The organism is Sphingobacterium zeae (genome assembly GCF_030818895.1).
In the GTDB taxonomy this organism is placed as follows: domain Bacteria; phylum Bacteroidota; class Bacteroidia; order Sphingobacteriales; family Sphingobacteriaceae; genus Sphingobacterium; species Sphingobacterium zeae.
Genome location: NZ_JAUTBA010000001.1, coordinates 4,201,772 through 4,228,084, shown reverse-complemented (window position 1 = coordinate 4,228,084; position 26,313 = coordinate 4,201,772). Strand labels below are relative to the sequence as shown.

Genomic DNA, 26,313 nt, shown 5'->3' with positions numbered 1-26,313 from the left:
CAAAATGTCAGTATAAAAGATTACATTTGTATGTTAATATAACAAGAGTTTTCGAATTTTTTTAAATTTTATGTCAGACGAGAAGATCATTTTTTCGATGGCGGGTGTCAACAAAATCTATCCGCCTCAAAAACAAGTGCTAAAAAATATCTATTTATCTTTTTTCTATGGTGCCAAGATTGGCGTGATTGGTTTGAACGGATCAGGGAAATCCTCCCTATTGAAAATAATCGCTGGATTGGATAAATCTTATCAGGGCGAGGTGGTGTTCTCCCCGGGGTATTCTGTGGGTTATTTGGCACAAGAGCCCCAATTGGATCTGGAGAAAACTGTGCTTGAAGTGGTACAGGAAGGTGTTGCTGAAATTACGGCAATATTGCAAGAATACGAAGATATCAATGAGAAATTTGGCCTACCAGAGGTGTATGAAAACGCCGATGAGATGGACAGGTTATTGACGAGACAAGGAGAACTTCAGGATAAAATTGATGCCACCAACGCTTGGGAAATTGATTCAAAATTGGAAAGAGCTATGGATGCCTTACGTTGCCCTGAACCCGATGCAAAGATTGTCAATTTGTCAGGTGGTGAGCGTAGACGTGTAGCATTGTGTCGTTTATTGTTGCAGGAACCGGATGTGTTACTACTGGATGAGCCGACCAACCACTTGGATGCTGAATCAATTGATTGGTTAGAGCAACACTTGAAACAATATAAAGGAACTGTAATTGCCGTTACCCACGACCGCTATTTCTTGGATAATGTTGCTGGATGGATCCTTGAATTGGATCGTGGCGAAGGCATTCCTTGGAAAGGAAATTATTCCTCTTGGCTTGATCAAAAAGCAAAACGTCTGGCGCAGGAGGAAAAACAAGAAACCAAACGGCAAAAAACACTCGAACGTGAGCTGGAATGGGTTCGTATGGCACCAAAAGCTCGTCATGCCAAATCAAAAGCTAGATTGCATAACTATGAAAAATTAGCTTCCGAAGAGACCAAAGAACGTGAAGAAAAATTGGAATTGTTTATTCCTCCAGGACCACGTCTGGGTAACTCGGTCATTGAGGCAACGAATATCTCTAAAGCTTATGGTGATCGTATTTTATTTGAAAATTTAAGTTTTATGTTGCCGCCCGCGGGTATTGTTGGGATTATTGGACCAAATGGAGCCGGTAAAACCACCTTGTTCCGCCTCATTACGGGACAGGAAACGCCCGATACGGGTTCTTTCAAGGTCGGAGAAACAGTGAAATTGGGCTATGTGGACCAAATGCACCACGACCTCGACCCTGAAAAATCAGTTTGGGAAAATATTACAGGGGGCAGTGACAATATGATGCTGGGTAACCGCTCGGTGAACTCAAGAGCTTATGTTTCTAAATTCAATTTTAATGGTGCTGATCAACAAAAGAAAGTAGGTGTACTTTCGGGTGGAGAACGTAATCGTGTTCACCTGGCCATTACGCTTAAAGAGGGATCCAATGTACTCTTGCTCGATGAGCCAACCAATGATATTGATGTAAATACCTTGCGGGCACTGGAAGAAGGTTTGGAAAACTTTGGTGGTTGTGCGGTTGTGATTTCCCACGATAGATGGTTCCTCGATCGTATTTGTACCCATATCCTTGCTTTTGAAGGCGATTCACAGGTTTATTTCTTCGAAGGTAACTATACTGAATATGAAGAAAACCGTAAAAAACGTATCGGTGACGTGACACCGCACCGCATTAAATACAAAAAACTGGTAAAGTAATATAAAATCATGGAAAGCGGACGGCTGTTAGCTGCTATAATTGATCATGCAATTGATGGCATTATTACCATAGACAACAGGGGGAATATCGAAAGTATTAACCCTGCTGCTCTGGAACTTTTTGGATATCACTCGGAAGAGGTGATCGGACACAATGTCTCCATGTTGATGCCTGAGCCAGATCGTGGTAATCATGATACCTATATTCATAACTATCAGACTACCGGCCACAAAAAAATCATTGGCATTGGGCGCGAAGTGATGGGGCTTAAAAAGAGTGGCGAAACATTTCCATTCCGATTGGCTGTGAGTGAAGTCTGGTTGAAGGACAAAAATATCTTTACTGGATTTATTCATGACTTAACGCGTGAGAAAGCTGCCGAGGATATGCTCAGACAGCATGCGGTAGAACTTGAGAATAAAGTTAGCGAACGTACGAGTGATCTGATTTCTTTAGTTTCCGAACTGGAAAAGGCCAAAGCAGAAGTTTCTAAATCCCTGGAAAAAGAAATTGAATTGAGTCAGCTGAAATCTCGTTTTGTGTCAATGGCTTCACATGAGTTTCGCACCCCTTTGAGTTCCGTTCAACTATCTGCTTCTCTGATCGAAAAATATGCCGACAGACCGGATGATAAGGTTAATATCATTAAACATACGAATAGGATCAAAGGGGCCGTACAATTGCTGACGAGTATTCTGAATGATTTTCTTTCCCTTGAGAAGCTTGAAACTGGTATTGTTGTGTTGAATAAGCAATATATTAATTTGGTCGAATTAGCTGAGGAAATCACCGAGGAAATGCAGTTGATCTGTAAAAAAAATCAGCATATTGTTTATCAACATACCGGAGAAATCGGCCATTTTACCTTAGACTCTAATTTGTTGAAAAATGCTTTGGTCAACCTAATTTCCAATGCGATCAAATATTCAGGAGAGGATACATTAATTGAGTTTACAACGTGTATCGACGAGGAAGGCTGCTCAATATCAGTAAAAGATAACGGTATTGGAATACCCGAAGAAGATCAGGTTCATTTGTTTGAGCCATTTTTTCGGGCACATAACACAGGTAACATCCCCGGAACCGGATTAGGACTGAATATTGTAAAAAGGTATATAGAACTCATGGAAGGTCAGATGGAATTTGAGTCTGAAGTGCATAAGGGAACCTCATTCCGGGTGAGTTTTAGATAAAGCGGAGTTGGCAATAAAACAAGGCATAAACGTTTCAAACATAAAGAAGATAGAATAACTAATTACAGATGAGAAGTAAAAAGACAATTCTAATTATTGAAGATAATATTGACATCCGGGAGGGAACTACCGAAATATTGGAGTTGACAGGTAGGTATGATGTCATTACGGCCGAAAATGGCCGTATTGGAGTTGACTTGGCGACGAAGCATATTCCTGATTTGATTCTCTGCGACATCATGATGCCCGAGCTGGATGGATATGGGGTGTTATTTATGCTTAGTAAAATTGAAAGTACAGCTAAAATCCCATTCATTTTTCTAACTGCAAAAGCGGAGCGTGCAGACATGCGTAAAGCGATGGAGATGGGAGCAGACGATTATTTGACGAAACCTTTTGATGATGTCGAATTGATGAACGCTATAGATGTACGCCTTAAAAGACATGAACAGCTCGCAGCAGATATCCCTCAAGAGGGAGATTTTAGTTTGAACGCCGATGAGCAAGTCCTGTTGCTGCAGGAACTCATTGTTAATTCACGTGTAAAGACAGTGAAGAAAAAGCAATCTATTTATGAAAAAGATGATTCGCCAACCTATGTCTATTTTGTGAAATCTGGTCAGGTGCGTAGCTTTAAGTCATATAAAGATGGAAGAGAGCTGTCTACAGGTATTTTCATTGCGGGGAATTACTTTGGTTATGCCTCTATCTTGTTGAATGATAATTACGAAGACTATGCTGAAGCGGTTGAACCAAGTGAAATTGTGCTGATCCCCAAAGATAGCTTTTTGGAGTTGCTTTGGAAAAAACCGGCAATAGCCAGTAAGTTTATTAAGCTTCTTTCTGTCGATTTACGTGAAAAGGAAGAGCAATTGCTCGGGTTTGCCTATCACTCTGTCCGTAAACGTGTCGCCAATGCGCTACTCAGTGTTGCCGAGAAAAGTGGTATCGATGTGAATGCCGTCAATACGTGTTCAATTGATGTGACAAGGGATGGTTTGGCTTCAATCGCAGGCACTGCAAATGAAACAGTTTCCCGTATGCTTTCAGATTTTAAAGAAGAAAAATTAATATCGAAAGAAAAAGGTAAAATATATATCAATTCGATCAAGAACCTTCGGGAGGTGAAACAGTAGGTAAAGAAAGGAAGATTTAATAACAATATGTTAAAGGCGTGTTCAGTTTGTTCTGAACACGCCTTTTCTTTAAAGGGGCAAATTGTTGCTCAGAATAAAGCTTTATATCCAGAGGCATTTGCGAATTGTGATAAATATCATTTTAAGGTGTGGTGCTGTATCATGGTTTTGCGCTTATGCATGATTTACTTTTGTTCTTAGGATAAACCTTAATTGGTGCTTGTAGAATCAGGATGAAAGTAGTAGTATATAATGTAAGATCATTTGAAAAAGAGTTTTGGGCACTAGCGAATGCCAAACAACATGATTTGACTTTGATTTCAAATGGGTTAAATGCGGAAACACAGAACTATGCGCGTGGAAAGGATGCGGTAGTGATTTCCGTGAGCGATATTTTGGACGAGAGCATGCTACTTAATTTAAAAGGATTAGGAATCAATAAGATTATGACCAGAAGTAAGGATACTACTCATATTGATCTGGCAAAGGCTGGAGATCTGAATATACAGATTGCCAATGCTCCATTTGAAGATCAGAGTCCAAAGGGATTGGCTGAGCAAACTGTTCGGAATCTCAACCTATGGGGGATAGAAAAATGTGTGGGAAAAGCCTGTTGTTGTTTAGACGACTGTGCTAAAAAACTAAAATAGAATGATGACAACGCAAGTTAAAATGGAAGATTTGGTACAGAAATATAACGTAGCAGCACCGCGCTATACAAGTTATCCTACTGTTCCTTTTTGGGATAACACAACATTTTCTAGCGCGGCTTGGACAGCTCAAGTGTACCAGACATTTCAGCACTCAAAAGACAAAGGGATTAGTTTATATATCCACCTTCCTTTTTGTGAAAGCCTATGTACCTATTGCGGATGTAACACCCGTATCACAAAAAATCATCGTGTTGAAGAGCCCTATATCGCATCTCTTTTGAAGGAATGGGAGATGTATGTCGCTTTATTTAATGGCGAAAGGCCAGTGCTGGCAGAGATACATTTGGGAGGAGGGACACCGACCTTTTTTGACCCGGATAATCTGAAGATGCTTATCGAAGGGATTCTCAAACTCGCAGATGTGGCCCCAGACAGCTCATTCTCCTTTGAAGCTCATCCTGCCAACACGACAGTCACTCATTTAGAAACTTTATTCAATTTGGGATTCCGCAGGCTCAGTTTGGGTATACAGGATTTTGATCCTCTTGTCCAATTTGTGATTAACAGGCAACAAACATTGGAAGAAGTGGAATTGGTTATGTTGAATGCGCGAAAAATTGGATTTGACTCCATTAACTTCGACTTGATCTATGGACTGCCTAAGCAAACACTGTTTACGGTAGAAGATACGATACAAAAAGCAATGCGGCTAAGCCCCGATCGGATTTCCTTTTATAGCTATGCGCATGTACCTTGGATAAAACCTGGTCAACGGCATTATACCGAAGCGGACCTGCCCAGTGGTGCTGCCAAATTAGCTCTCTATAACCTTGGGAAAAAATTGATTTTGGCACATGGCTATGAAGATGTCGGTATGGATCATTTTGCGAAAAAAGAAGACGAGTTATTTATCGCCTTTCAACAGGAAAGATTGCACCGTAATTTTATGGGCTATGCCGATCGGTTTAGCCCCTTGCTTATCGGTATTGGGGTTTCTTCAATCAGTGACGCCTGGGGTGCATTTGCTCAAAACGTAAAGACGGTAGAGGAATATCATAAGCTCATTGACACAGGCGAGTTGCCCGTTGTAAAGGGACATTTACTTAATGAAGAGGACCTCATTGTAAGACGTTATATCTTAGATATGATGTGCAAAGGTAAAGTGCAGTTGCAGGAAGGGGAGCTGCTGAACAGACAAATTAAAGAGGAATTATCCGAGCTCGTAGCAGACGGTTTGGTAGTGATAACGGGCGATCTTATAGCGTGTACTGCTGTCGGTCGATCTTTTTTAAGAAATATCTGCATGGCCTTTGACCAGCGATTACTGCGCTCAAGGACACGAAATCAGTTATTTAGTCAAGCAATTTAGAACAAAGGTATGGCGGAGCTCAAGGAAGAGGTACAACTGGCAGAAAAATGTTTCCATTGTGGTGATAAAATCGAGGAAACGGGCTATCGACTAGATCATCATGACTTTTGCTGCCTGGGATGTCAGACTGTATATCAGGTGCTGAATGACAGTGGTATGCAACAATATTATCGCTATAATCAGCATCCTGGCAAGTCGAACAAATCTAAGCACGAAGATTTTTCTTATCTGGATGAACCACAGATTGCCAGTAAATTAGTGGATTATAAAGATGATAAGATGACCATCATCACTTTTTATATTCCAGCTATTCACTGTAGCTCCTGTATCTGGTTGCTGGAAAATTTATATAAACTCAATCCCAGTGTACTGCAGTCCCGCGTGGACTTTATGAAGAAACAGGCGAGCATTACATTCAACCACAACGAGCTGCCATTGAAAGACCTTGTTTATCTTCTGGTCAATATCGGTTATGATCCTAAAATCACCTTGCAGGATGTTGTGAAGGAAGGGAATCGAAACAATCTGAATCCTTTGGTCGCAAAAATTGCTGTTGCCGGTTTCTGTTTTGGAAACTCAATGCTATTCAGCTTTCCCGATTATTTTGGAATGGGGAGTTTTGAAAAGGAATATGCTAATTTCTTTGGTTATATAAACCTTGCTTTTGGTATTCCTGTCTTATTGTATTGTGCATCGGACTATTTTAAATCGGCTTACCTGAGTCTGAAACAAAGACGTTTGAATCTGGATGTGCCGTTGGCCCTCGGGATTCTTGTATTGTTTTTGCGTTCTGCTTTTGAAGTGATAACGCAGACGGGCGCAGGTTTTACAGATACACTCTGTAGTCTTGTATTCTTTATATTGATCGGAAAATGGGTACAACAACGGACCTATTATCATATCTCGTTTGAACGGGATTACCGCAGTTATTTTCCTGTTGCAGTAACTGTCTTAACTGAATCTGGTGACAAACCCGTACAACTGGCCGATGTGCATATCGGTGACCGTATTTTAGTTCGGAACAATGAAATTATACCAGCGGATGCCATGCTTTTAAAAGGGGATGCTGCAATCGATTTTAGTTTTGTGACCGGAGAATCAAGCCCCATGAGCAAAACCTTGGGTGAAATTATCTATGCAGGCGGACGTCAGACCGGCGAAGCGATAGAACTTGAAGTCGTCAAACCTATTTCACAATCGTATTTGACGAAATTGTGGAATAATGATAATTATAAAGATTATGACAAGCATTTTCAGACTTTTGTCAACTTTATAAGTAAATATTTTACTGTTGTTTTATTGGCTATTGCACTATTGGCAGCACTATTTTGGGCTGTTGGTGGAGATGCAAGCAGGGCTTGGGGAGCTTTTACGGCGGTATTGATTATCGCATGTCCATGTGCGTTGGCGTTGAGCTCTCCATTTACCCTTTCTGCGGCTTTAAGTGTATTTGATCGAAATAAATTCTATGTAAAAAATACTGCTGCCATTGAACAAATGGCAACGATTGATACCTTGGTGTTCGATAAGACTGGTACAATATCATCCCCCAAGGCAACCTCAATTTATTTCGAAGGTAGCCTTTCAGCAGTCGACAAAGAGTTGCTGAATGCTGTTTGTAGAAATTCCAGCCATCCATTGAGCCGCGAAATTGTCAAGTGGCTCAACGTCTCTTCCATTATTGCAGTACAGGAATTTAAGGAATTTCCCGGAAAGGGGATGCAAGCCAAGGTAAATGGCAATGAAATTAGAATCGGTAGCGGAGGCTTTCTTGATATCGGACCTATTAAAACAGATGGGTCGGTGGTTTTTGTTCGTATAGGCGGCGAGCTAAAAGGATACTTTAGTATGGAGCAATCCTGGCGGGATGGTCTTTCGGCGCTGATAGAAGATTTTAAAATAAATTATCAACTCCATTTAATCTCAGGTGATAATGATAGACGCCTGGATGCATTGCAGCTCATTTTTCCGTCCAATGCAAGTTTGCTTTTTAATCAATCACCTATGGAAAAACTGAAAATAATTCAAAATTTCCAGGCAGACGGAAAGCAGGTCTGCATGATTGGTGACGGCCTTAATGATGCAGGGGCACTGCGTAAAGCGAATCTGGGCATCGCTGTGAGTGATGATATCAATAACTTCTCCCCAGGTTGCGATGCGATACTGGATGGGGAGTCGTTTTCAAAACTGCCGAATTTCTTTGCTTTTAGTAAAGATGCGGTGAAAGTAATACATATGAGCTTTGGAATATCTCTTTTATATAATATAATTGGTTTGAGCTTTGCCGTGCAAGGTATTATGTCGCCATTATTTGCGGCGATTCTAATGCCAATCAGTACGGTAACGATTATCTCCTTTACAAGTCTCATGACGAGATGGTATGCCAAACGCCGTAAACTCTAATTGTTATGGAAATAATGTATATTTTGATTGGTTGTAGTGTTTTGTTGGCTTTGATTTTTCTCTGTGCTTTTTTCTGGGCCAATAAAACCGGTCAGCATAATGATACCTATACACCTGCTATTCGGATTCTGTTTGATGATGAAATGACAGAAGGCGAAGAAAAATAGGGTGACGTAACTAAAACGTTATCGTAATTAAATCAATTACTTTTCTTTGTATTTAAGGTTATTATCAATAAAATTGGGAGTAAATACCAATTTGAATTAAAATTTATGCATAATAACCCATTTTCATTAAAAGATAAGGTAGTTGTAATTACGGGCGGTACAGGAATTTTAGGCGAGGCATTTGTGGAGGCATTAGCCGAGGCAGAGGCCAAGGTCGCAATCTTGGGACGTAATGGACAGATCGGTGTAGAGCGTGTTCAGCAAGTGGAGTCCCTAGGCGGAGAAGCTCTATTTGTGGAAGTAGACATCATGAACGAACAGGATGTCATCAGGGCGAAGGATGAAGTGTTGCAAAGGTGGGGGAGAATAGACGCCTTAGTTAACGCGGTTGGCGGTAATATTCCAGGTGCAACAATCGGTGCCGATCAAGATCTGTTTGCCAGCAATATTCAGGATACCATCAAAGCCATTGAGCTTAACCTGTATGGTACGATGATTCCTACCCATATTATCGGCCGTGTGATTGCGGAGAGCGGAAAGGGAACCATTGTAAATATTTCATCCCTTACAGCCAGCCGTCCTTTTACACGTGTTTTGGGCTATACTGTGGCCAAACATGGAATCGATGGTTATACAAAATGGATGGCAACTGAACTTGCACAGCGTTATGGTGATCAGGTTCGTGTCAATGCAATTGCGCCCGGAGTATTCTTAACCAAGCAAAACAAAAATTTATTGATTAACCCCGACGGTACGTATAGCGATCGTACCAAACGTATTCTTAGTGGAACTCCTTATAATCGTTTGGGCGACCCCCGTGAGTTAAAAGGAACTTTAATCTATCTATTGAGCGATGCATCAGCTTTTGTAACAGGCGAAACTGTTTTTGTAGATGGCGGTTTTAATGCATGGTGCGGCGTATAATTGAATTTTAAGATGAGAAAACTAGAACAAACATGGCGTTGGTATGGTCCAAATGACCCCGTATCTTTACAGGATATTAAACAGGCTGGAGCAACTGGTATTGTGACAGCCCTACATCATATTCCACACGGTGATGTATGGCCATTGGCAGATATTCAAGAAAGGAAACGCATTATTGAAGAAGCTGGTCTTACTTGGTCTGTGGTGGAAAGTGTGACGGTACATGAGGAAATCAAGACAAAAGGGGCAAAGGTGGATGAGTATCTTCAAAAATATAATACGACGTTGGCTAATCTGGCGAAATGCGGTATCAAGACGATTTGCTATAATTTTATGCCCGTGCTGGATTGGACACGTACTCAATTGGATTTAACCATGGCCGATGGTTCAAAAGCCTTATATTTTGACTGGATTGATCTGGCTCTCTTTGATATATTTATATTAAAACGTGATGAAGCTAGGTCTGCATATCCAGAAGATGTTGTCAAACAGGCGACTTTACGATATGATGAGATTTCTGAACAGCAAAAGCAGGAATTGGCAAATGTTGTTTTAATGGGAATCCCCGGAGAAAAAAGTGTGGAATTGGACGCATTGAAAGCGAGCCTTAATACCTATAAACATATTGGAAAAGAAGGTCTACGCAATAATTTAATCTATTTCCTTCAGGGTATTGCATCAGCTTGTGAGGAGAACGGTATATGTATGACCATCCATCCGGATGATCCACCGTATCCTATTTTAGGTTTACCACGCATTGCCAGTAACGGCGAAGATTTTGACTACTTTCTGCATGCAGTTCCACAGCAATTCAATGGTGTTTGTTTCTGCACAGGATCATTGGGTGCCAGTCAGACAAACGATTTGCCAGCTATCCTAGAAAAAATCAAAGGGCGTGTAAACTTTGTTCACTTACGTAATGTAAAGAAGGATGCAATCGGGAGTTTTTACGAAGCAGACCATTTGGATGGTGATGTCAATATGTATAAAATTATGAAGATATTGGTTGCTGAAAACCAAGTGAGGTCGATAGCTATTCCATTCAGGCCAGATCATGGTCATCAAATGCTGGATGACCTAAATAAGGTGACAAATCCCGGATACTCTGCGATTGGAAGACTGAGAGGGCTAGCTGAATTGCGGGGTTTAGAATATGGTATTATTGGTGAATGATGCCAATAATTCACGTAAAGATTAGCGATCTTATGCGGTAATTTAGATCAGACGCAATGACAGTCGGAAAATAGGGGCGCTTACCTCTTATTTTCCTACTTTTATTTTAATTATGTGGACAAACACTATAATGGCAAACATTATAGGGAAGATTTGCGAATAATAAGCTGTGTCGGGAGCTCAATCGTTTCAAATTCATGTATTGGTCTTGTTTGATTAATTGTGGCGATTAGTTTGTTTGTCGCTAGTTCCCCAATTTCTATTGCCGGCTGTACAACTGTGGATAGTGCCGGATTTAATGAAGCTGCAATTTGTGTATTTGAAAAGCCAATTACAGCTACCTCAGAAGGAACCTGGATCTGAAGATCGGCCAAAATACCCAACGTCCGGGTTGTAATAACATCTGTAGCACCGAAAATTGCATCGATATTTTTGTTTTCAATACATTCTTTTAGCAAAACTTCTCGGATTGTTTGGTCTATATCTTTGGTGTTATTCAAACTACATTCAATATGGTGTTTATTATCAAAAGGAATTCCCGCGTCTGATAAAGCAGATATAAAGCCATTTAACCGTTCGGTTGCCACACCCAAGTTCTTTCCCGTAATATGCAATATACTTTTTTTACCCTGCTCGGTGAGATGCTTTGTGGCATTGTAGGCGCCTTGAAAATTATTGACACCCACCTTAAATGTATCAAGCTGGTGGTTGATACGATCAAAGATAACAACTGGTATCTGAGATTTTATCAATGCTTTTAGTTCATCAATATTTGAATCTGAAGATACCGGAGCTATCATTAAGCCATCAATTCCACGCATACGCAAGACGTCAATACAATTTTTCTCAATCCGTTCGTCTTCCCGGCTTTGCATGAAGATAACATCATACACGGTTTGCTGAGAGGCTATTTGGATCCCATCCAAAATTTGTGAAACGAATGTATTGCTGATATTGGATACGATAACTCCTATGGTGTTGGACTTTCCTATTTTTAAGCTTCTTGCCAACTTATTTGGTTGGAAATTATGCTTTTTGGCATATTCCTGAACGATCTTTTTAGTGGCTTCACTTATTTCATAACTTTCCGATAATGCTTTGGAAACAGTAGAAACAGAAATATTGAGTGCCAATGCTATATCTTTCAGGGTAGTTCTGCTCATCGCTTTGTTGGTTATTTTAAAAAGATAAATCTACATAAAAATATATATATAAGCCTTTTTATATGCTTGCATTATTACTCTGTAGCAGGCATGTTACGCAATACACCGTTACCACCTTCTTATCCCTTAGTATAGTTTTTGTTTCCCTATAGCTTAGCCTTAAGTTAGGTTTAGTATAGCTTATACCTATACTAAACCTAAACTAACCCTAACTAAACCCTAAACTAACCTATGATATGATGTAGGTTTAAATGCCCTGCATTGGCCGCCCGATACGACCATGTTTGCGGCCGTTTACATTCAGCTCGGCGCTGCCTGCAGCATACAACCTGGGCAAGATACCGGACATGAGCCCCGGCGGTGTGCCTTTCCACATACTTCGACTTCTGCAGTCATTCCGTGATAGCACAGCTGCCGGCTGCCCTATACGACCAATTCGGCAGGCCGTTTACGTTTAGCTCGGCGCTGCCTGCTGCATACAACCTGTGAAAGATACCTCGCTGTAGTCCCCTGCCCGCAGAACCTTTCACCGGCCATCCGTCCCTGCAATATCGCTCCGGGAGACCCCATATGAAAAAGAATCTCCCATCCTTCCAGGTAGTTATGCCCAAAATGAAATAAATAAGAACAAAAGGCTTGGAAGTTTGTTTGTAAACTTCCTATCTTTGCACCACTCCGCAAGGGAGGAACGGTTGCTTCGAGAGAAGAAACCTTGAAAAAAGAAGGGTTTAATGTGAGTTAAACGCGGAAATCGAAAAAAAGAAAAGAAAAAAACTTCAAAAAGTTTTTGGAAGTTCAGAAAAGATTTCTACCTTTGCAGTCCCAACTGAAACGGAGGGAAAACAAAAAAGATAAAGACGGCGCAATGCCATCGGAATATAGCGGATACGGAAGTTGAAGCGACAAAGTTCTTTAAGAAAACACAATCATGTAAGCGTGACGAGTAGACAAACGAAAGTCATGAACAAATTCAAGTAATTGTTCCATTCGATCCAAGATCAGAGATATAAAAAAAGAATTCTGATTATTTATAAATAGTTGGAATCAAAAACTTCATTTTACAATGGAGAGTTTGATCCTGGCTCAGGATGAACGCTAGCGGCAGGCCTAATACATGCAAGTCGGACGGGATCCATCGGAGAGCTTGCTCGAAGATGGTGAGAGTGGCGCACGGGTGCGTAACGCGTGAGCAACCTACCTCTATCAGGGGGATAGCCTCTCGAAAGAGAGATTAAGACCGCATAATATATTTGACCGGCATCGGTTAGATATTAAATATTTATAGGATAGAGATGGGCTCGCGTGACATTAGCTAGTTGGTAGGGTAACGGCTTACCAAGGCGACGATGTCTAGGGGCTCTGAGAGGAGAATCCCCCACACTGGTACTGAGACACGGACCAGACTCCTACGGGAGGCAGCAGTAAGGAATATTGGTCAATGGGCGGAAGCCTGAACCAGCCATGCCGCGTGCAGGATGACTGCCCTATGGGTTGTAAACTGCTTTTGTCCAGGAATAACCCCAGATACGAGTATCTGGCTGAATGTACTGGAAGAATAAGGATCGGCTAACTCCGTGCCAGCAGCCGCGGTAATACGGAGGATCCGAGCGTTATCCGGATTTATTGGGTTTAAAGGGTGCGTAGGCGGCCTGTTAAGTCAGGGGTGAAATACGGTGGCTCAACCATCGCAGTGCCTTTGATACTGACGGGCTTGAATCCATTTGAAGTGGGCGGAATAAGACAAGTAGCGGTGAAATGCATAGATATGTCTTAGAACTCCGATTGCGAAGGCAGCTCACTAAGCTGGTATTGACGCTGATGCACGAAAGCGTGGGGATCGAACAGGATTAGATACCCTGGTAGTCCACGCCCTAAACGATGATAACTCGATGTTGGCGATAGACAGCCAGCGTCCCAGCGAAAGCGTTAAGTTATCCACCTGGGGAGTACGCCCGCAAGGGTGAAACTCAAAGGAATTGACGGGGGCCCGCACAAGCGGAGGAGCATGTGGTTTAATTCGATGATACGCGAGGAACCTTACCCGGGCTTGAAAGTTAGTGAAGGATGCAGAGACGCATCCGTCCTTCGGGACACGAAACTAGGTGCTGCATGGCTGTCGTCAGCTCGTGCCGTGAGGTGTTGGGTTAAGTCCCGCAACGAGCGCAACCCCTATGTTTAGTTGCCAGCATGTCATGGTGGGGACTCTAAACAGACTGCCTGTGCAAACAGTGAGGAAGGTGGGGACGACGTCAAGTCATCATGGCCCTTACGTCCGGGGCTACACACGTGCTACAATGGATGGTACAGCGGGCAGCTACATAGCAATATGATGCTAATCTCTAAAAGCCATTCACAGTTCGGATTGGGGTCTGCAACTCGACCCCATGAAGTTGGATTCGCTAGTAATCGCGTATCAGCAATGACGCGGTGAATACGTTCCCGGGCCTTGTACACACCGCCCGTCAAGCCATGAAAGTTGGGGGTACCTAAAGCATGTTACCGCAAGGAGCGTGTTAGGGTAAAACCGATAATTGGGGCTAAGTCGTAACAAGGTAGCCGTACCGGAAGGTGCGGCTGGAATACCTCCTTTCTAGAGTATCGCGGATCGGTACTCGTCACGTTACATATGATTGAATAAGAAGAAAAAAAACATCAGAAGAAAGTGCCCGCCCCGAAGGGAGCAGGACCGAGAGAGATAGATGAACAGGAAATAGCTAGTCCCGTAGCTCAGTTGGTTAGAGCACTACACTGATAATGTAGGGGTCAGCAGTTCAAATCTGCTCGGGACTACGAAAAGTTAAGGGGAATTAGCTCAGCTGGCTAGAGCACCTGCCTTGCACGCAGGGGGTCAACGGTTCGAATCCGTTATTCTCCACATCTCCGGGGAAGTATAAAAGATATACTTCAACTATACCGGAAAAAGAGTTCTTTGACATATTGAAAGAGAAAAAAAATTACAAGAGAAGACAACAGTATAGAGACAATACGTGTATGTGTTCGATGTAGAGAGGAGACCCTCGGTCCAGGCCGAACGAATCTTTACGTAGCATACGGGTATATATATCAAAAGCAGCCGCATAGTAGCAAAAGGCTATGCCGGTGAAGAAAGTAAATAAGGGCACACGGGGGATGCCTAGGCTCTCAGAGGCGAAGAAGGACGTGATAAGCTGCGATAAGCTTTGGGGATTGGCAAATGCGACTTGATCCAAAGATTTCCGAATGGGGCAACCTGGCTATTTGAAGAATAGCCGTATAAAACGCGAACGCGCTGAACTGAAACATCTAAGTAGGCGTAGGAGAAGAAAATAACAATGATTTCCCAAGTAGTGGCGAGCGAACGGGAAAGAGCCCAAACCGTTTATGTTACGGCATAGACGGGGTTGTAGGACCACGATATTGTACAATGCTATGAACTGGAAGCAGGTGGGAAACTGCGCGACAAGGGTGAGAGCCCCGTACAGGTAAAGAATATTGGCATAGTGGTATCCTGAGTACCGCGGGACCGGAGAAATCCTGTGGGAATCCACCAGCACCATCTGGTAAGGCTAAATACTCCTGAGAGACCGATAGTGAACCAGTACCGTGAGGGAAAGGTGAAAAGAACCCCGAACAGGGGAGTGAAAAGAACCTGAAACCGTGTGCTTACAAGCGGTTGGAGCAGACGAGTTCTGTGACAGCGTGCCTTTTGCATAATGAGCCTACGAGTTACTCTTGTCTGGCAAGGTTAAGTCCTTCAGGGACGCAGCCGAAGCGAAAGCGAGTCTTAATAGGGCGGATAGTCAGATGAGGTAGACGCGAAACCTTGTGATCTACCCTTGGGCAGGTTGAAGTTGCAGTAACATGTAATGGAGGACCGAACCGATAAACGTTGAAAAGTTTCCGGATGACCTGAGGGTAGGGGTGAAAGGCCAATCAAACTGGGAAATAGCTCGTACTCCCCGAAATGTTTTTAGGAACAGCGTCGGCGTGGAGTTTGATAGAGGTAGAGCTACCGATTGGGTGCGGGGGAGTCAAATCCTACCAAATCCAGACGAACTCCGAATGCTATCAAATATAGCCGGCAGTGAGGCTTTGGGTGCTAAGGTCCAAGGCCGAGAGGGAAAGAACCCAGACCATCAGCTAAGGTCCCCAAATTCGTTCTAAGTTGAACTAACGAGGTCCGGTTGCCCAGACAGCTAGGATGTTGGCTTGGAAGCAGCCATTCATTTAAAGAGTGCGTAACAGCTCACTAGTCGAGCGGCCGGGCGTGGATAATAAACGGGCATCAAGAACGGTACCGAAGCTATGGATTTGCACTGAAAGATGTGCATCTGGTAGGGGAGCATTCCATCGCCGGAGAAGCAGTTTGGCAATGAACTGTGGAGGTTATGGAAAAGCAAATGTAGGCATAAGTAACGATAAGGCGGGTGAGAAACCCGCCCACCGAAAGACCAAGGTTTCCTGATCAACGTTAATCGGATCAGGGTCAGTCGGGACCTAAGGCGCACCCGAAGGGGGCAAGCCGATGGACAACTGGTTAATATTCCAGTACTCTTCATAACTGCGATGTGGTGACGGAGTAGTGACACTGCCGCGAACTGACGGAATAGTTCGTTGAAAGGCGTAGGTATTGGAGTTGTAGGCAAATCCGCAACTCTAGCTGAAACCCAATAGTACAGCAAAGCTCCGGTGGCGCTGATAGAGCAGGTAAACAGACTTCCAAGAAAACCCGCTAAGCTTCAGGTTATGAAGACCCGTACCGCAAACCGACACAGGTGGTCGAGGAGAGAATCCTAAGGTGCTCGAGTGAGTCATGGCTAAGGAACTCGGCAAAATGGCCCTGTAACTTCGGGAGAAGGGGCGCTGTCTCGAAAGAGCAGCCGCAGTGAAAAGGCCCAGGCGACTGTTTAACAAAAACATATGGCTTTGCAAAATCGCAAGATGAAGTATAAGGCCTGACACCTGCCCGGTGCTGGAAGGTTAAGAGGGGATGTCATCGCAAGAGAAGCATTGAATCGAAGCCCCAGTAAACGGCGGCCGTAACTATAACGGTCCTAAGGTAGCGAAATTCCTTGTCGGGTAAGTTCCGACCTGCACGAATGGTGTAACGATCTGGGCGCTGTCTCAGCCATGAGCTCGGTGAAATTGTGGTATCGGTGAAGACGCCGATTACCCGCAACGGGACGGAAAGACCCCATGCACCTTCACTATAGCTTAACATTGAGATTGGGTACAGGATGTGTAGGATAGGCGGGAGATGTTGAAGTGGCTTCGCCAGGAGTCATGGAATCAACCTTGAAATACCGCCCTTTCTGTATCCGGTTTCTAACTCCATCATGTGGAGGACATTGTTTGGTGGGTAGTTTGACTGGGGTGGTCGCCTCCAAAAAGGTAACGGAGGCTTTCAAAGGTAAGCTCAGTACGCTTGGTAACCGTACGTGGAGTGCAATGGCATAAGCTTGCTTGACTGTGAGACCGACAAGTCGAACAGGGTCGAAAGACGGACATAGTGATCCGGTGGTTCTGTATGGAAGGGCCATCGCTCAAAGGATAAAAGGTACGCTGGGGATAACAGGCTGATCTCCCCCAAGAGCTCATATCGACGGGGAGGTTTGGCACCTCGATGTCGGCTCGTCACATCCTGGGGCTGGAGAAGGTCCCAAGGGTTGGGCTGTTCGCCCATTAAAGTGGCACGCGAGCTGGGTTCAGAACGTCGCGAGACAGTTCGGTCCCTATCTGTTGTGGGCGTTGGAAGTTTGAGTGGATCTGACCTTAGTACGAGAGGACCGGGTTGGACAGACCTCTGGTGAACCTGTTATGCCGCCAGGTGTACGGCAGGGTAGCTACGTCTGGAATAGATAAGCGCTGAAAGCATCTAAGTGCGAAACTAGCCACGAGATGAGACTTCCTTATAGGGTCGTAGAAGATGACTACGTTGATAGGCCATAGGTGTAAAGGTTGAGAGACCAAAGCCAAGTGGTACTAATAGCCCGAAGCTTTCTCAAGCAGACAGACACTGTTGTCTTCCTCTTTAATTTTTGAAACAGACAGAAACGTAACTCTTTCAGTATATATGTCATTTGGCATGGATCACATGATATGGATATCATAGATCAGCCAATAAAGATTTTTAGGTGCCTATATCGGCGGTGTCTACCTCTTCCCATTCCGAACAGAGCAGTCAAGCCCGCCAGAGCCGATGGTATTGCCGTAACAGGTGGGAGAGTAGGTCGGTGCCTTTTTTTACACGGAAGCCCTTGCTGGAAACAGTCAAGGGCTTCTTTCGTTTGTATGCTGCCGCCGACCGTCGGTGAGGCCGGTCCATCGGAGGGTATCCATCTGCCATGTTCCTTTCCCATCCTTACCTGATTCTGGACCAGTGGCGATACTCTTTCTATATTCTATTGTCATTGCTATTTCTTGTAATGAGTAAATTTGGAGGCTTTACCGATATGGCCTACCACCATCCATGTATCCGTCTTTTTTGTATCTTGCTGTTTCCATCAATTATTGCCTATATACAAGAACCGTTTCATCATCGCTTTCGTCAATAGTGTTTACTTTGGAATCACGATAATGGCTACGCTACTATGGATCGTTATCAATGATTGTAGGCTGGCCGGCAGCAGTCAATTTAAGCCACCATAAATTTGATACCCCTCCTTTTTATTGTCTTAAGGAAACAACAACCTTTTTTGGCCGTAATAATAGGTTGACTTATATTAAAAGATCTAGCTGCAAGGTTAGAAAAGTGATTAGCATCACTTTTGACTTCACGATTAATTATAGGAACACAGGTTCACCACTTTTATTTTTGATAACTTACTTACATTCAGTTGTAAATTGTAGAAACGAAGCAAAAGCCGAGATTAAGCTAAAAGTGATGCACATCACTTTTGTACGCATTGTGCATCATTAGATTGTCATAAAATGCTGCTTACTTTTGAAGCAGAATCAACAATTTAAGTAATGCAGTTAGAGCAATTTAATTACGACAATAAGATTGTCAGAAATTTCGGAATCGCTACCATTATTTGGGGGATAGTTGGTATGACCATAGGATTGCTTGTGGCGACTCAGCTTGTTTGGCCTCAGATGAACTTTGGATTGCAATTTACAACATTTGGCCGTGTACGTCCTGTACATACCAATGCGGTTATTTTTGCTTTCGTAGGTAATGGTATTTTTATGGGAGTATACTACTCCTTGCAGCGGGTGCTTAAAGCAAGAATGTTCAGTGATGCTTTGAGTAAGCTCCATTTTTGGGGTTGGCAATTGATTATTGTTGCCTCGGCTATTACACTTCCACTGGGGCTTACTTCAAGCCATGAGTATGCCGAAATGGAATGGCCAATTGATATCGCTATTACCCTAATTTGGGTTGTATTTGGTATCAATATGTTCGGCACTATTATCAAACGACGCGAACGCCATATGTATGTCGCAGTTTGGTTCTATATTGCCACGTTTGTTACAGTCGCTGTTTTGCACATTGTTAACTCCATTCAATTGCCTGTAGCGGGCTGGAAAAGTTACTATGTGTATAAAGGTGTACAGGATGCCCTTGTACAATGGTGGTATGGACACAATGCAGTAGCCTTTTTCTTGACGACTCCCTATCTGGGAATGATGTATTATTTTCTTCCTAAAATGGCCAACCGTCCGGTTTACTCGTATAAATTAAGTATTCTTCACTTTTGGTCTTTAATCTTTATCTATATCTGGGCAGGTCCTCACCATTTGTTATATACGGCACTACCGGGTTGGGTACAGTCTTTAGGAGTCGTGTTTTCAATTATGTTGATTGCTCCAAGTTGGGGTGGTATGATCAATGGTCTGCTCACTTTACGGGGTGCATGGGATAAGGTGCGGACAGAACCGATGTTAAAATTCATGGTGGTGGCACTTACCTGTTATGGGATGGCAACTTTCGAGGGGCCTATGTTGTCCTTGAAACAAGTTAATGCAATTGCTCACTTTACCGATTGGATTGTAGCACACGTGCACGTGGGGGCATTGGGATGGAACGGATTTATGACTTTTGGAATTTTGTACTGGTTGATACCTCGTATTTATAAAACGGAACTATACTCTAAAAAGCTGGCATCAACTCACTTTTGGATTGGTACACTGGGTATTTTGTTCTATGCAATCCCAATGTATTGGGCTGCTGTAGTGCAAGGTTTAATGTGGAAAGAATTCACACCAGAGGGCGTTTTGAAATATCCAAACTTCCTTGCGACGACATTAGAAATTCTGCCGATGCACATGATGCGTGCGTTAGGTGGGGCTCTTTATCTGTCTGGTGTGTTCTTGATGACGTTCAACTTGATCAAAACGATGAAAGGCGGAAAGCTTCTGGCCAATGAACCAGCGGAAGCACCTGCATTATTGCCGGTTCAGGTAAACGAACAGTCGCAACACCGTCGCCTTGAACGTAAGCCAATTTTATTTATGGTGTTAGCGCTAATTGCCATCCTCATCGGGGGTATGGTGGAGATGGTGCCGACTTTTACAATTTCTAAAAACGTTCCAACGATTGCGAGTGTAAAACCTTATACAGCATTGGAATTGCAAGGACGGGATCTGTATGTTAGGGAAGGCTGTGTTAATTGTCATACACAGACGATCCGTCCGTTTAGGTCAGAAACAGCGCGGTATGGTGAATATAGTAAAGCTGGTGAGTTTGTTTACGATACACCATTTTTATGGGGCTCGAAGCGGACTGGACCGGATCTGCACCGGATCGGAGGGAAATATCCGAACAAATGGCACTTTGACCACTTGATGGATCCAACAATTACTTCTCCTGGAAGTATCATGCCAACTTATCCATGGCTGATCGATCAGAAATTGGACAATTCTATTCTGCAGGATAAAATGAAAGCATTGCGCAAATTGGGTATTCCATATACCGATGCTGAAATTGAACAGGCTGAACAGGATCTTACTAAGCAAGCGCAAAAAATTGCTGATGATCTGAAACAAAATCAAGTGAATGTGTTAGCTGATCGTGAGATTGTAGCCGTAATTGCATACTTGCAGCGACTTGGAACAGATATAAAGGCAGCGCCGAAGGTAGCTGATAATACTATTAACGCAAATCAATAAAGCGATGTTTAAGCAAATAACAAATCTAAACGGTAGTGAGCTTTATTTAATCGCATCACTTTGGATCTTCTTGATTTTCTTCATTTCAGTAGCAATAATGTTGTTCCGGATGAAAAAAGACTATGTTACTTATATGAAGGAATTGCCTTTGGAAGAAGACGAAACAGAAAAGGAACTGAATCATTCACCTGAAAGTCTATAATATATGAGTTTATTATTGGATACTGCACCAGCTACCGCAGAAGTTGTTCAATCTACGATAGGATTTGGTACAGATAATTTATACACAGATATCTTAATTATCGTATTGATCGTTGTGATGTTGGCTCTCCTCGCTTCGGCACTGATGGTCAATCGTGCGATGAAATCCATTATTAAGATTACCATGCCTGAATTGGCCAACGAGGAAAAACTCAAAAAGGCAGCAAACAAAGGCTGGATGAAAAGGTCATGGAACAAGATCATGGGGATCAGACCGATTTCAGAAGAGAAGGATATTGTTATAGACCATGAGTATGACGGTATTCGCGAATTGGATAATCCGATTCCAATCTGGTTTAATTTCCTCTTTTACGGAACAATCTTTTTTGGTCTTGTTTACTTATTCGTTTATCAGGTCTCTGGTATAGGAATGAACCAAGATCAGGAGTATGAACACGAGATGGTCATTGCTGAGAAAGAACGTCAGGCTTATCTCACTGCTTCAGCGAGTAACGTAGATGAAAGTACCGTGGAGTTTCAGCCGGAAATGGCAGCTGATGGAAAAGCGATCTTTACCGCAAACTGTGTCGCTTGTCACGGTGGTAGCGGCGAGGGGGGCATCGGACCGAACTTGACTGATAAGTTTTGGCTTCATGGTGGCGAGATTAAAGATATCTTCAAAACCATTAAATATGGTGTTCCTGATAAAGGAATGGTGCCTTGGGAACAAACTTTAAGTCCTGCTCAAATTGCACAGGTGGCCAGTTATATTGTCACATTAAGGGATACTAACCCTGCTAATCCAAAAGCGCCGCAAGGTGAAGAGGTAAGCTATGGTGGTGGGCAGGCAGCAAGTGGAGAGCAATCAGCGGAGGAAGGTAAAACAGATCAAGCTGAGACAGAAAAAAAAGCAGAGTAATAAATCGAAATAACAATGAGTACAGTAGTATTGAATAATGCCAATAACGGTGGATCTAAGTCAAAAAAGAGACAATGGATTTATGCCAAGAAACCGCAGGGAGAACTTTACAAAAAGAGACAGTGGGTTGGATATTCACTGCTACTGTTCTTATTTGTCGCTCCTTTTATCAAAATAAATGGCGAACCATTTTTAATGTTTAACATTATTGACCGGAAATTCTCCATATTAGGAAATCTTTTCTATCCCCAAGATCTTTACATATTCGTGTTCGGCATGTTGATCGTGATGGTATGTGTGGTTTTGTTTACTGTTGTCTTCGGACGGGTATGGTGTGGGTGGACTTGCCCCCAGACCATTTTTATGGAATTGATATTTAGAAGGATCGAGTATTGGATTGAAGGTGATTGGCAACAACAAAAAAAATTGGATGCAGGTCCGAATACGGATCAAAAGCAGTTTAAGAAATTTTTGAAACATAGCATTTTTCTGATCATATCCTTTTTCATCTCCAATATCTTTTTATCTTATATTATCGGTGTAGATGCCTTGTTAAAGATTATCACTGATCCGCTGGATCAACATATCGGTGGTCTTATCTCGATTACAATATTTACATTGGTTTTCTATGGCGTCTTTGCGTATGTTAGAGAAATTGTATGTATAGCAATCTGCCCATACGGCCGATTGCAAGGGGTACTCTTGGACGATCAGAGTATTACCGTAGCTTATGATCATAGACGTGGAGAACCTAGAGGAAAACATCAAAAGGATGTCATGGCACCTCAGGGCGATTGTGTGGACTGCAAGCTCTGCGTCCATGTATGTCCGACAGGAATTGATATTCGAAAAGGCTTGCAATTGGAATGCGTAAGTTGTACGGCATGTATCGACGCATGTGATGCTGTCATGGACAAAATCGGAAAGCCTAAAAAGTTAATTGGCTTTTATCCAATGGGCGAGATCGAGGGCACGCTCAAGAAAAAAAACAATACGAGAACAATAGCTTATTCTATCGTGCTGGTCGCCCTAATGACTGTCTTTTGTTTTCTATTGTTCAACCGTTCTCAGGTGGATGGAAGGTTACTCCGCGCAAAGGGCAGTACCTACCAGCTTCGTGAGGATAAGACAATAAGCAACTTGTATTCTTTGGAATTGATCAATAAGTCTGGCAGAGAAATGCCTTTCAAACTGGTCTGCGATGATCCGCGTTTAAAGATTCAGCTGGTTAACCCTATCCAAAAATTGGATAAAGATGGGCATGCGACAATGAGTTTTTTTCTCATTATCGCGAATAAGGACGTGGAGACTTATAAAAGTAATGTAAAATTAGCGATCTATTCGGGTGATAAAAAAGTGGAAAGTTTAAAAACCACTTTCATAGCGCCTCCGGGTATGAATTAAAATGAAAAACAATGAATTGGGGTACAAAAATTTTTTTAACCTTGGCGGTATTTATGTTGTGCATAGTCGGAGCAGGTGTCTATATGGTGAGCCATGACTCGGATAGTCTGGAGGAAGATGATTACTACGAACAGGGCCTGAATTATGACCAAGCGTATGATAAAAAGCAGAATGTATTGACTATGAAGGAATCTCCGACTGTCGAAATCAGGAAAGACACCTTATACATTCATTTTGTCTCTAAAGAAAATAAAGGGAAATTGGTTTTTCGAAAGCCTTCTGATAATCGATTGGATAAAGAATTACCGTTTCAGACAACAAGTAATCTATATACCCTTCCGATCTCCACGTTCGATAAAGGAATGTGGAACCTTTATATTGATTGGAAAAGTATGGGTAAAGATTTTCTGTTTGAAGAGCATATTTTATTTTAGTATAAGGAAATGAGCTATACTTATTTTGCTTTTTTCATGGGATTGTTTGGCAGTATACACTGTGCGGTAATGTGTGGCCCATTGATTTTCGCCATAGAAGGGAGGCAGGGCTTGGGCTGGAAAGTTTTCCTAAATAAAGTATTATATCAATCCGGTAGGGTACTGACCTATGGTTGTTTGGGGCTTTTACTCGGTACGATAGGGACATTCGCACAAATTCAAGGCTGGCAGCGCACCTTGAGCTGGGTTACAGGAATTATACTGATAGGAATTGCTTTATTTCAGCTAGTCGGTAAGCACAACAAAACGATCGCGAGCTGGCAGACCAAAGCTGTGCAGCCTATTGTACGGTTGTTGTCGAAGTGGTTGTATAAGCCAGGTGGTAGCTTTATAGCCGGTGTGTTGAATGGATTATTACCCTGTGGCATGGTCTATATGGCACTTATGTCTTCCATCAATGCGGATAGTCAACTCCAAAGTTTTTTCTTTATGGTATGTTTTGGTTTGGGAACTATACCGTTGTTGTTTTTATTTTCTTTTCTTGGAAATTTTTCCAAATCTTTCAAAATTGGATTTTCAAAATGGGTACCTTTTCTATATTTCTTGTTGGGAATATGGTTTGTACTTCGTGGTGCCAATTTAGATATTCCCTATTTAAGTCCATTTATTCATGTTGAAGGTGCAATAAACTGTGTTTAACGACAACAATATGTCGGTACTAAATATTATATTTGGTCAAACCCTTAGCATACAAAATGGAGGTACTTCATCATATCTTACAAATAATATTACAATATTATTGGATCCCTTTACTGATTCTTTATATTGGTGTAATTGGGACCATATTGATCGAAAACCGTAATCCATCCAAGACTATTGCCTGGATTATGGTGATTGTGTTCTTGCCCGGCATTGGTTTACTTAGTTACTATTTCTTTGGACAAAAATTTAAGAAAGTCAAAAGAATGAAACGGATATACCGTGAGCAGTCCAAAAAACTATTGGACGCTTGGCGTAAGGAGTCTGAAATTATGGAGGAACATATCGATACGTTAAATGAACGCATTGGAAGTTTGGCTATGGTGTATCGATACCTCAAAAACCAAAAAATATCTACCTTTTCCCTGAATAACGAGGTGACGCTATTTATCAATGGCGAAGAAAAATTTCCAGTACTTATCGACCGGCTTAAAGCAGCCGAGCATTCTATCCATATGGAATATTACATTTGGGAAATGGATGAAATAGGCTGTGAAATTTTACATATTTTAGAAGAGAAAGCAAAAAATGGTGTCACTGTGCGTCTAATATTAGACAGTTTTGGTGCGCCGGATGTGATTAAATATTTGCGCCGGAATAAACCTGATTTTGAATTTCAAGCCTTTTTACCCGTTACTTTTAGTTCTTTGGCAAATAGTAACTACAGAAATCACCGTAAGATCGTGGTTATAGATGGTAAGATCGGCTTTGTCGGTGGGATCAATATTTCGGATCGATATATCAATAACGGAAAGAATGAGGTTTACTGGAGGGATACGGCGATGATGGTAATCGGTGCAGCAGTAAATACATTACAGATCCAGTTTTGGAATAGCTGGAATCAGACAGAAGCGGAGTCTTTTGAACTTGGGCGGGGTTATTTAAATCGATTTCCATTAACCAATGAAGATGCCAGCGGAGTAGGGTTTACAGCGAGTGATCCTGGATCGCCAGCACCATTCAATATGGAAGCAATTATTGCTGGTATAAATGAAGCTAAAGAGTATGTACAGTTGTGTACTCCTTATTTTATTCCAAGCGATCAATTGACAACTGCTTTAATGTTGGCGGTTTCGTCGGGTGTTCGTGTGGATTTGATGTTGCCGGCTCAGTCTGATTCGTATTTCGTACAACATGCTTCTTTTTCATTTATCAAACCGCTACTGGAAAGGGGAGTGAATGTTTACCTTTATAAAAAAGGGTTTCTCCATGCTAAAACGGTCTGCATTGATGGGAAGTTGGCGTATATTGGAACGACAAACCTGGATATCAGGAGTTTTTATATCAATTTCGAAATTTCAGGAATTATCTCGGATAGAGCACTCTGTGACCGTCTGAATGCACAGTTTTTGGCTGATATTGAATTTTCAGATCTGATTACAATTCGAAGTTGGATGCAGCGAAGCCGTTGGAAAAGAGGTGTCGATTCTATCTGCAGACTATTGGCTCCCTTACTTTAAGTTATCCTATAGGGAGTCGGTATTAACCCGATGAATAGGTACAATAAATGTTAAATATACCCCAATGGAGTTGGTCTTTGCTCAAAATTGAATATATTTAGCTATTCATTT

General features: G+C 42.3%; 18 protein-coding genes, 2 tRNA genes and 3 rRNA genes. 21 read left to right on the top strand and 2 right to left on the bottom strand.

The window, feature by feature from the left end:
* Window positions 1-70 precede the first annotated feature (70 nt).
* From ettA to uxuA, 9 genes are all read left to right on the top strand, one after another.
* Complete coding sequence (gene ettA / locus QE382_RS17775) at window positions 71-1,753, top strand: energy-dependent translational throttle protein EttA (protein WP_307187102.1); 1,683 nt, start codon at window positions 71-73, stop codon at window positions 1,751-1,753.
* 9 nt (window positions 1,754-1,762) lie between these two features.
* A complete protein-coding gene (locus QE382_RS17770) occupies window positions 1,763-2,947 on the top strand; it encodes a PAS domain-containing sensor histidine kinase (protein ID WP_307187101.1) in 1,185 nt (394 codons plus the stop codon).
* A gap of 68 nt (window positions 2,948-3,015) precedes the next feature.
* Window positions 3,016-4,083 (top strand): response regulator, encoded by a 1,068-nt coding sequence (locus QE382_RS17765; RefSeq protein WP_307187100.1) that lies wholly within the window; start codon window positions 3,016-3,018, stop codon window positions 4,081-4,083.
* A 233-nt stretch (window positions 4,084-4,316) separates the two neighbouring features.
* A complete protein-coding gene (locus QE382_RS17760; protein WP_209579136.1) occupies window positions 4,317-4,733 on the top strand; it encodes a Rossmann-fold NAD(P)-binding domain-containing protein in 417 nt (138 codons plus the stop codon).
* Between the two features lies 1 nt (window position 4,734).
* Window positions 4,735-6,105 carry an oxygen-independent coproporphyrinogen III oxidase gene (gene hemN, locus QE382_RS17755; protein WP_307187099.1) on the top strand — a complete coding sequence of 457 codons (1,371 nt, stop codon included), beginning with the start codon at window positions 4,735-4,737 and terminating at the stop codon, window positions 6,103-6,105.
* Between the two features lie 9 nt (window positions 6,106-6,114).
* Window positions 6,115-8,508, top strand: a complete 2,394-nt coding sequence (locus QE382_RS17750; protein WP_307187098.1) for a heavy metal translocating P-type ATPase — start codon at window positions 6,115-6,117, stop codon at window positions 8,506-8,508.
* Between the two features lie 5 nt (window positions 8,509-8,513).
* Window positions 8,514-8,675 carry a cbb3-type cytochrome oxidase assembly protein CcoS gene (gene ccoS / locus QE382_RS17745; RefSeq protein ID WP_307187097.1) on the top strand — a complete coding sequence of 54 codons (162 nt, stop codon included), beginning with the start codon at window positions 8,514-8,516 and terminating at the stop codon, window positions 8,673-8,675.
* Window positions 8,676-8,780: 105 nt separating this feature from the next.
* Entirely contained in the window at window positions 8,781-9,599 is an 819-nt protein-coding gene (locus QE382_RS17740) for an SDR family oxidoreductase (RefSeq protein WP_307187096.1), read from the top strand.
* A gap of 12 nt (window positions 9,600-9,611) precedes the next feature.
* On the top strand, window positions 9,612-10,772 hold the full coding sequence (uxuA, locus tag QE382_RS17735) for a mannonate dehydratase (RefSeq protein ID WP_307187095.1): 1,161 nt from the start codon (window positions 9,612-9,614) through the stop codon (window positions 10,770-10,772).
* Window positions 10,773-10,912: 140 nt separating this feature from the next.
* Here uxuA and QE382_RS17730 read toward each other — a convergent pair whose 3' ends face one another.
* A complete protein-coding gene (locus QE382_RS17730) occupies window positions 10,913-11,935 on the bottom strand; it encodes a LacI family DNA-binding transcriptional regulator (RefSeq protein WP_307187094.1) in 1,023 nt (340 codons plus the stop codon).
* A gap of 1,060 nt (window positions 11,936-12,995) precedes the next feature.
* On the opposite strand from QE382_RS17730, the gene QE382_RS17725 reads away from it, so the two are divergent.
* The 5 genes from QE382_RS17725 (at window position 12,996) to rrf (ending at window position 18,156) form a co-directional block, all read left to right on the top strand.
* Window positions 12,996-14,525, top strand: a 16S ribosomal RNA gene (locus QE382_RS17725).
* A 126-nt stretch (window positions 14,526-14,651) separates the two neighbouring features.
* Window positions 14,652-14,725, top strand: a tRNA-Ile gene (locus QE382_RS17720).
* Window positions 14,726-14,736: 11 nt separating this feature from the next.
* Window positions 14,737-14,810 (top strand) — tRNA-Ala (locus QE382_RS17715).
* A gap of 227 nt (window positions 14,811-15,037) precedes the next feature.
* Window positions 15,038-17,919, top strand: a 23S ribosomal RNA gene (locus QE382_RS17710).
* 125 nt (window positions 17,920-18,044) lie between these two features.
* Window positions 18,045-18,156, top strand: a 5S ribosomal RNA gene (rrf, locus tag QE382_RS17705).
* The 16S, 23S and 5S rRNA genes sit together here with 2 tRNA genes alongside, the layout of an rRNA operon.
* Window positions 18,157-18,184: 28 nt before the next feature.
* Here rrf and QE382_RS17700 read toward each other — a convergent pair.
* A complete protein-coding gene (locus QE382_RS17700) occupies window positions 18,185-18,325 on the bottom strand; it encodes a hypothetical protein (RefSeq protein WP_307187093.1) in 141 nt (46 codons plus the stop codon).
* Between the two features lie 558 nt (window positions 18,326-18,883).
* Here QE382_RS17700 and ccoN point away from each other — a divergent pair.
* The 7 genes from ccoN to cls are packed head-to-tail and all read left to right on the top strand — an operon-like array spanning window position 18,884 to window position 26,202.
* Complete coding sequence (gene ccoN / locus QE382_RS17695) at window positions 18,884-21,025, top strand: cytochrome-c oxidase, cbb3-type subunit I (protein WP_307187092.1); 2,142 nt, start codon at window positions 18,884-18,886, stop codon at window positions 21,023-21,025.
* A 4-nt stretch (window positions 21,026-21,029) separates the two neighbouring features.
* Window positions 21,030-21,227, top strand: coding sequence for a hypothetical protein (locus QE382_RS17690; protein ID WP_209582232.1), 198 nt, complete (start codon window positions 21,030-21,032; stop codon window positions 21,225-21,227).
* 3 nt (window positions 21,228-21,230) lie between these two features.
* Window positions 21,231-22,145 carry a cbb3-type cytochrome c oxidase N-terminal domain-containing protein gene (locus tag QE382_RS17685; protein ID WP_294348941.1) on the top strand — a complete coding sequence of 305 codons (915 nt, stop codon included), beginning with the start codon at window positions 21,231-21,233 and terminating at the stop codon, window positions 22,143-22,145.
* Between the two features lie 15 nt (window positions 22,146-22,160).
* On the top strand, window positions 22,161-23,549 hold the full coding sequence (ccoG, locus tag QE382_RS17680; protein WP_307187091.1) for a cytochrome c oxidase accessory protein CcoG: 1,389 nt from the start codon (window positions 22,161-22,163) through the stop codon (window positions 23,547-23,549).
* An 11-nt stretch (window positions 23,550-23,560) separates the two neighbouring features.
* A complete protein-coding gene (locus tag QE382_RS17675; protein WP_294348945.1) occupies window positions 23,561-23,983 on the top strand; it encodes a FixH family protein in 423 nt (140 codons plus the stop codon).
* Window positions 23,984-23,992: 9 nt separating this feature from the next.
* The gene (locus QE382_RS17670; RefSeq protein ID WP_307187090.1) at window positions 23,993-24,682 is read left to right on the top strand and encodes a sulfite exporter TauE/SafE family protein; all 690 of its coding nucleotides are present in this window, start codon (window positions 23,993-23,995) and stop codon (window positions 24,680-24,682) included.
* A gap of 56 nt (window positions 24,683-24,738) precedes the next feature.
* A complete protein-coding gene (gene cls, locus QE382_RS17665) occupies window positions 24,739-26,202 on the top strand; it encodes a cardiolipin synthase (protein ID WP_307187089.1) in 1,464 nt (487 codons plus the stop codon).
* Window positions 26,203-26,313: the final 111 nt, after the last annotated feature.

Coding starts and splice junctions, on each gene's coding strand:
- ettA (WP_307187102.1), top strand. CDS start 71: ATGTCAGACGAGAAGATCATTTTTTCGATGGCGGGTGTCAACAAAATC.
- QE382_RS17770 (WP_307187101.1), top strand. CDS start 1,763: ATGGAAAGCGGACGGCTGTTAGCTGCTATAATTGATCATGCAATTGAT.
- QE382_RS17765 (WP_307187100.1), top strand. CDS start 3,016: ATGAGAAGTAAAAAGACAATTCTAATTATTGAAGATAATATTGACATC.
- QE382_RS17760 (WP_209579136.1), top strand. CDS start 4,317: ATGAAAGTAGTAGTATATAATGTAAGATCATTTGAAAAAGAGTTTTGG.
- hemN (WP_307187099.1), top strand. CDS start 4,735: ATGATGACAACGCAAGTTAAAATGGAAGATTTGGTACAGAAATATAAC.
- QE382_RS17750 (WP_307187098.1), top strand. CDS start 6,115: ATGGCGGAGCTCAAGGAAGAGGTACAACTGGCAGAAAAATGTTTCCAT.
- ccoS (WP_307187097.1), top strand. CDS start 8,514: ATGGAAATAATGTATATTTTGATTGGTTGTAGTGTTTTGTTGGCTTTG.
- QE382_RS17740 (WP_307187096.1), top strand. CDS start 8,781: ATGCATAATAACCCATTTTCATTAAAAGATAAGGTAGTTGTAATTACG.
- uxuA (WP_307187095.1), top strand. CDS start 9,612: ATGAGAAAACTAGAACAAACATGGCGTTGGTATGGTCCAAATGACCCC.
- QE382_RS17730 (WP_307187094.1), bottom strand. CDS start 11,935: ATGAGCAGAACTACCCTGAAAGATATAGCATTGGCACTCAATATTTCT.
- QE382_RS17700 (WP_307187093.1), bottom strand. CDS start 18,325: ATGACAATAGAATATAGAAAGAGTATCGCCACTGGTCCAGAATCAGGT.
- ccoN (WP_307187092.1), top strand. CDS start 18,884: ATGCAGTTAGAGCAATTTAATTACGACAATAAGATTGTCAGAAATTTC.
- QE382_RS17690 (WP_209582232.1), top strand. CDS start 21,030: ATGTTTAAGCAAATAACAAATCTAAACGGTAGTGAGCTTTATTTAATC.
- QE382_RS17685 (WP_294348941.1), top strand. CDS start 21,231: ATGAGTTTATTATTGGATACTGCACCAGCTACCGCAGAAGTTGTTCAA.
- ccoG (WP_307187091.1), top strand. CDS start 22,161: ATGAGTACAGTAGTATTGAATAATGCCAATAACGGTGGATCTAAGTCA.
- QE382_RS17675 (WP_294348945.1), top strand. CDS start 23,561: ATGAATTGGGGTACAAAAATTTTTTTAACCTTGGCGGTATTTATGTTG.
- QE382_RS17670 (WP_307187090.1), top strand. CDS start 23,993: ATGAGCTATACTTATTTTGCTTTTTTCATGGGATTGTTTGGCAGTATA.
- cls (WP_307187089.1), top strand. CDS start 24,739: ATGGAGGTACTTCATCATATCTTACAAATAATATTACAATATTATTGG.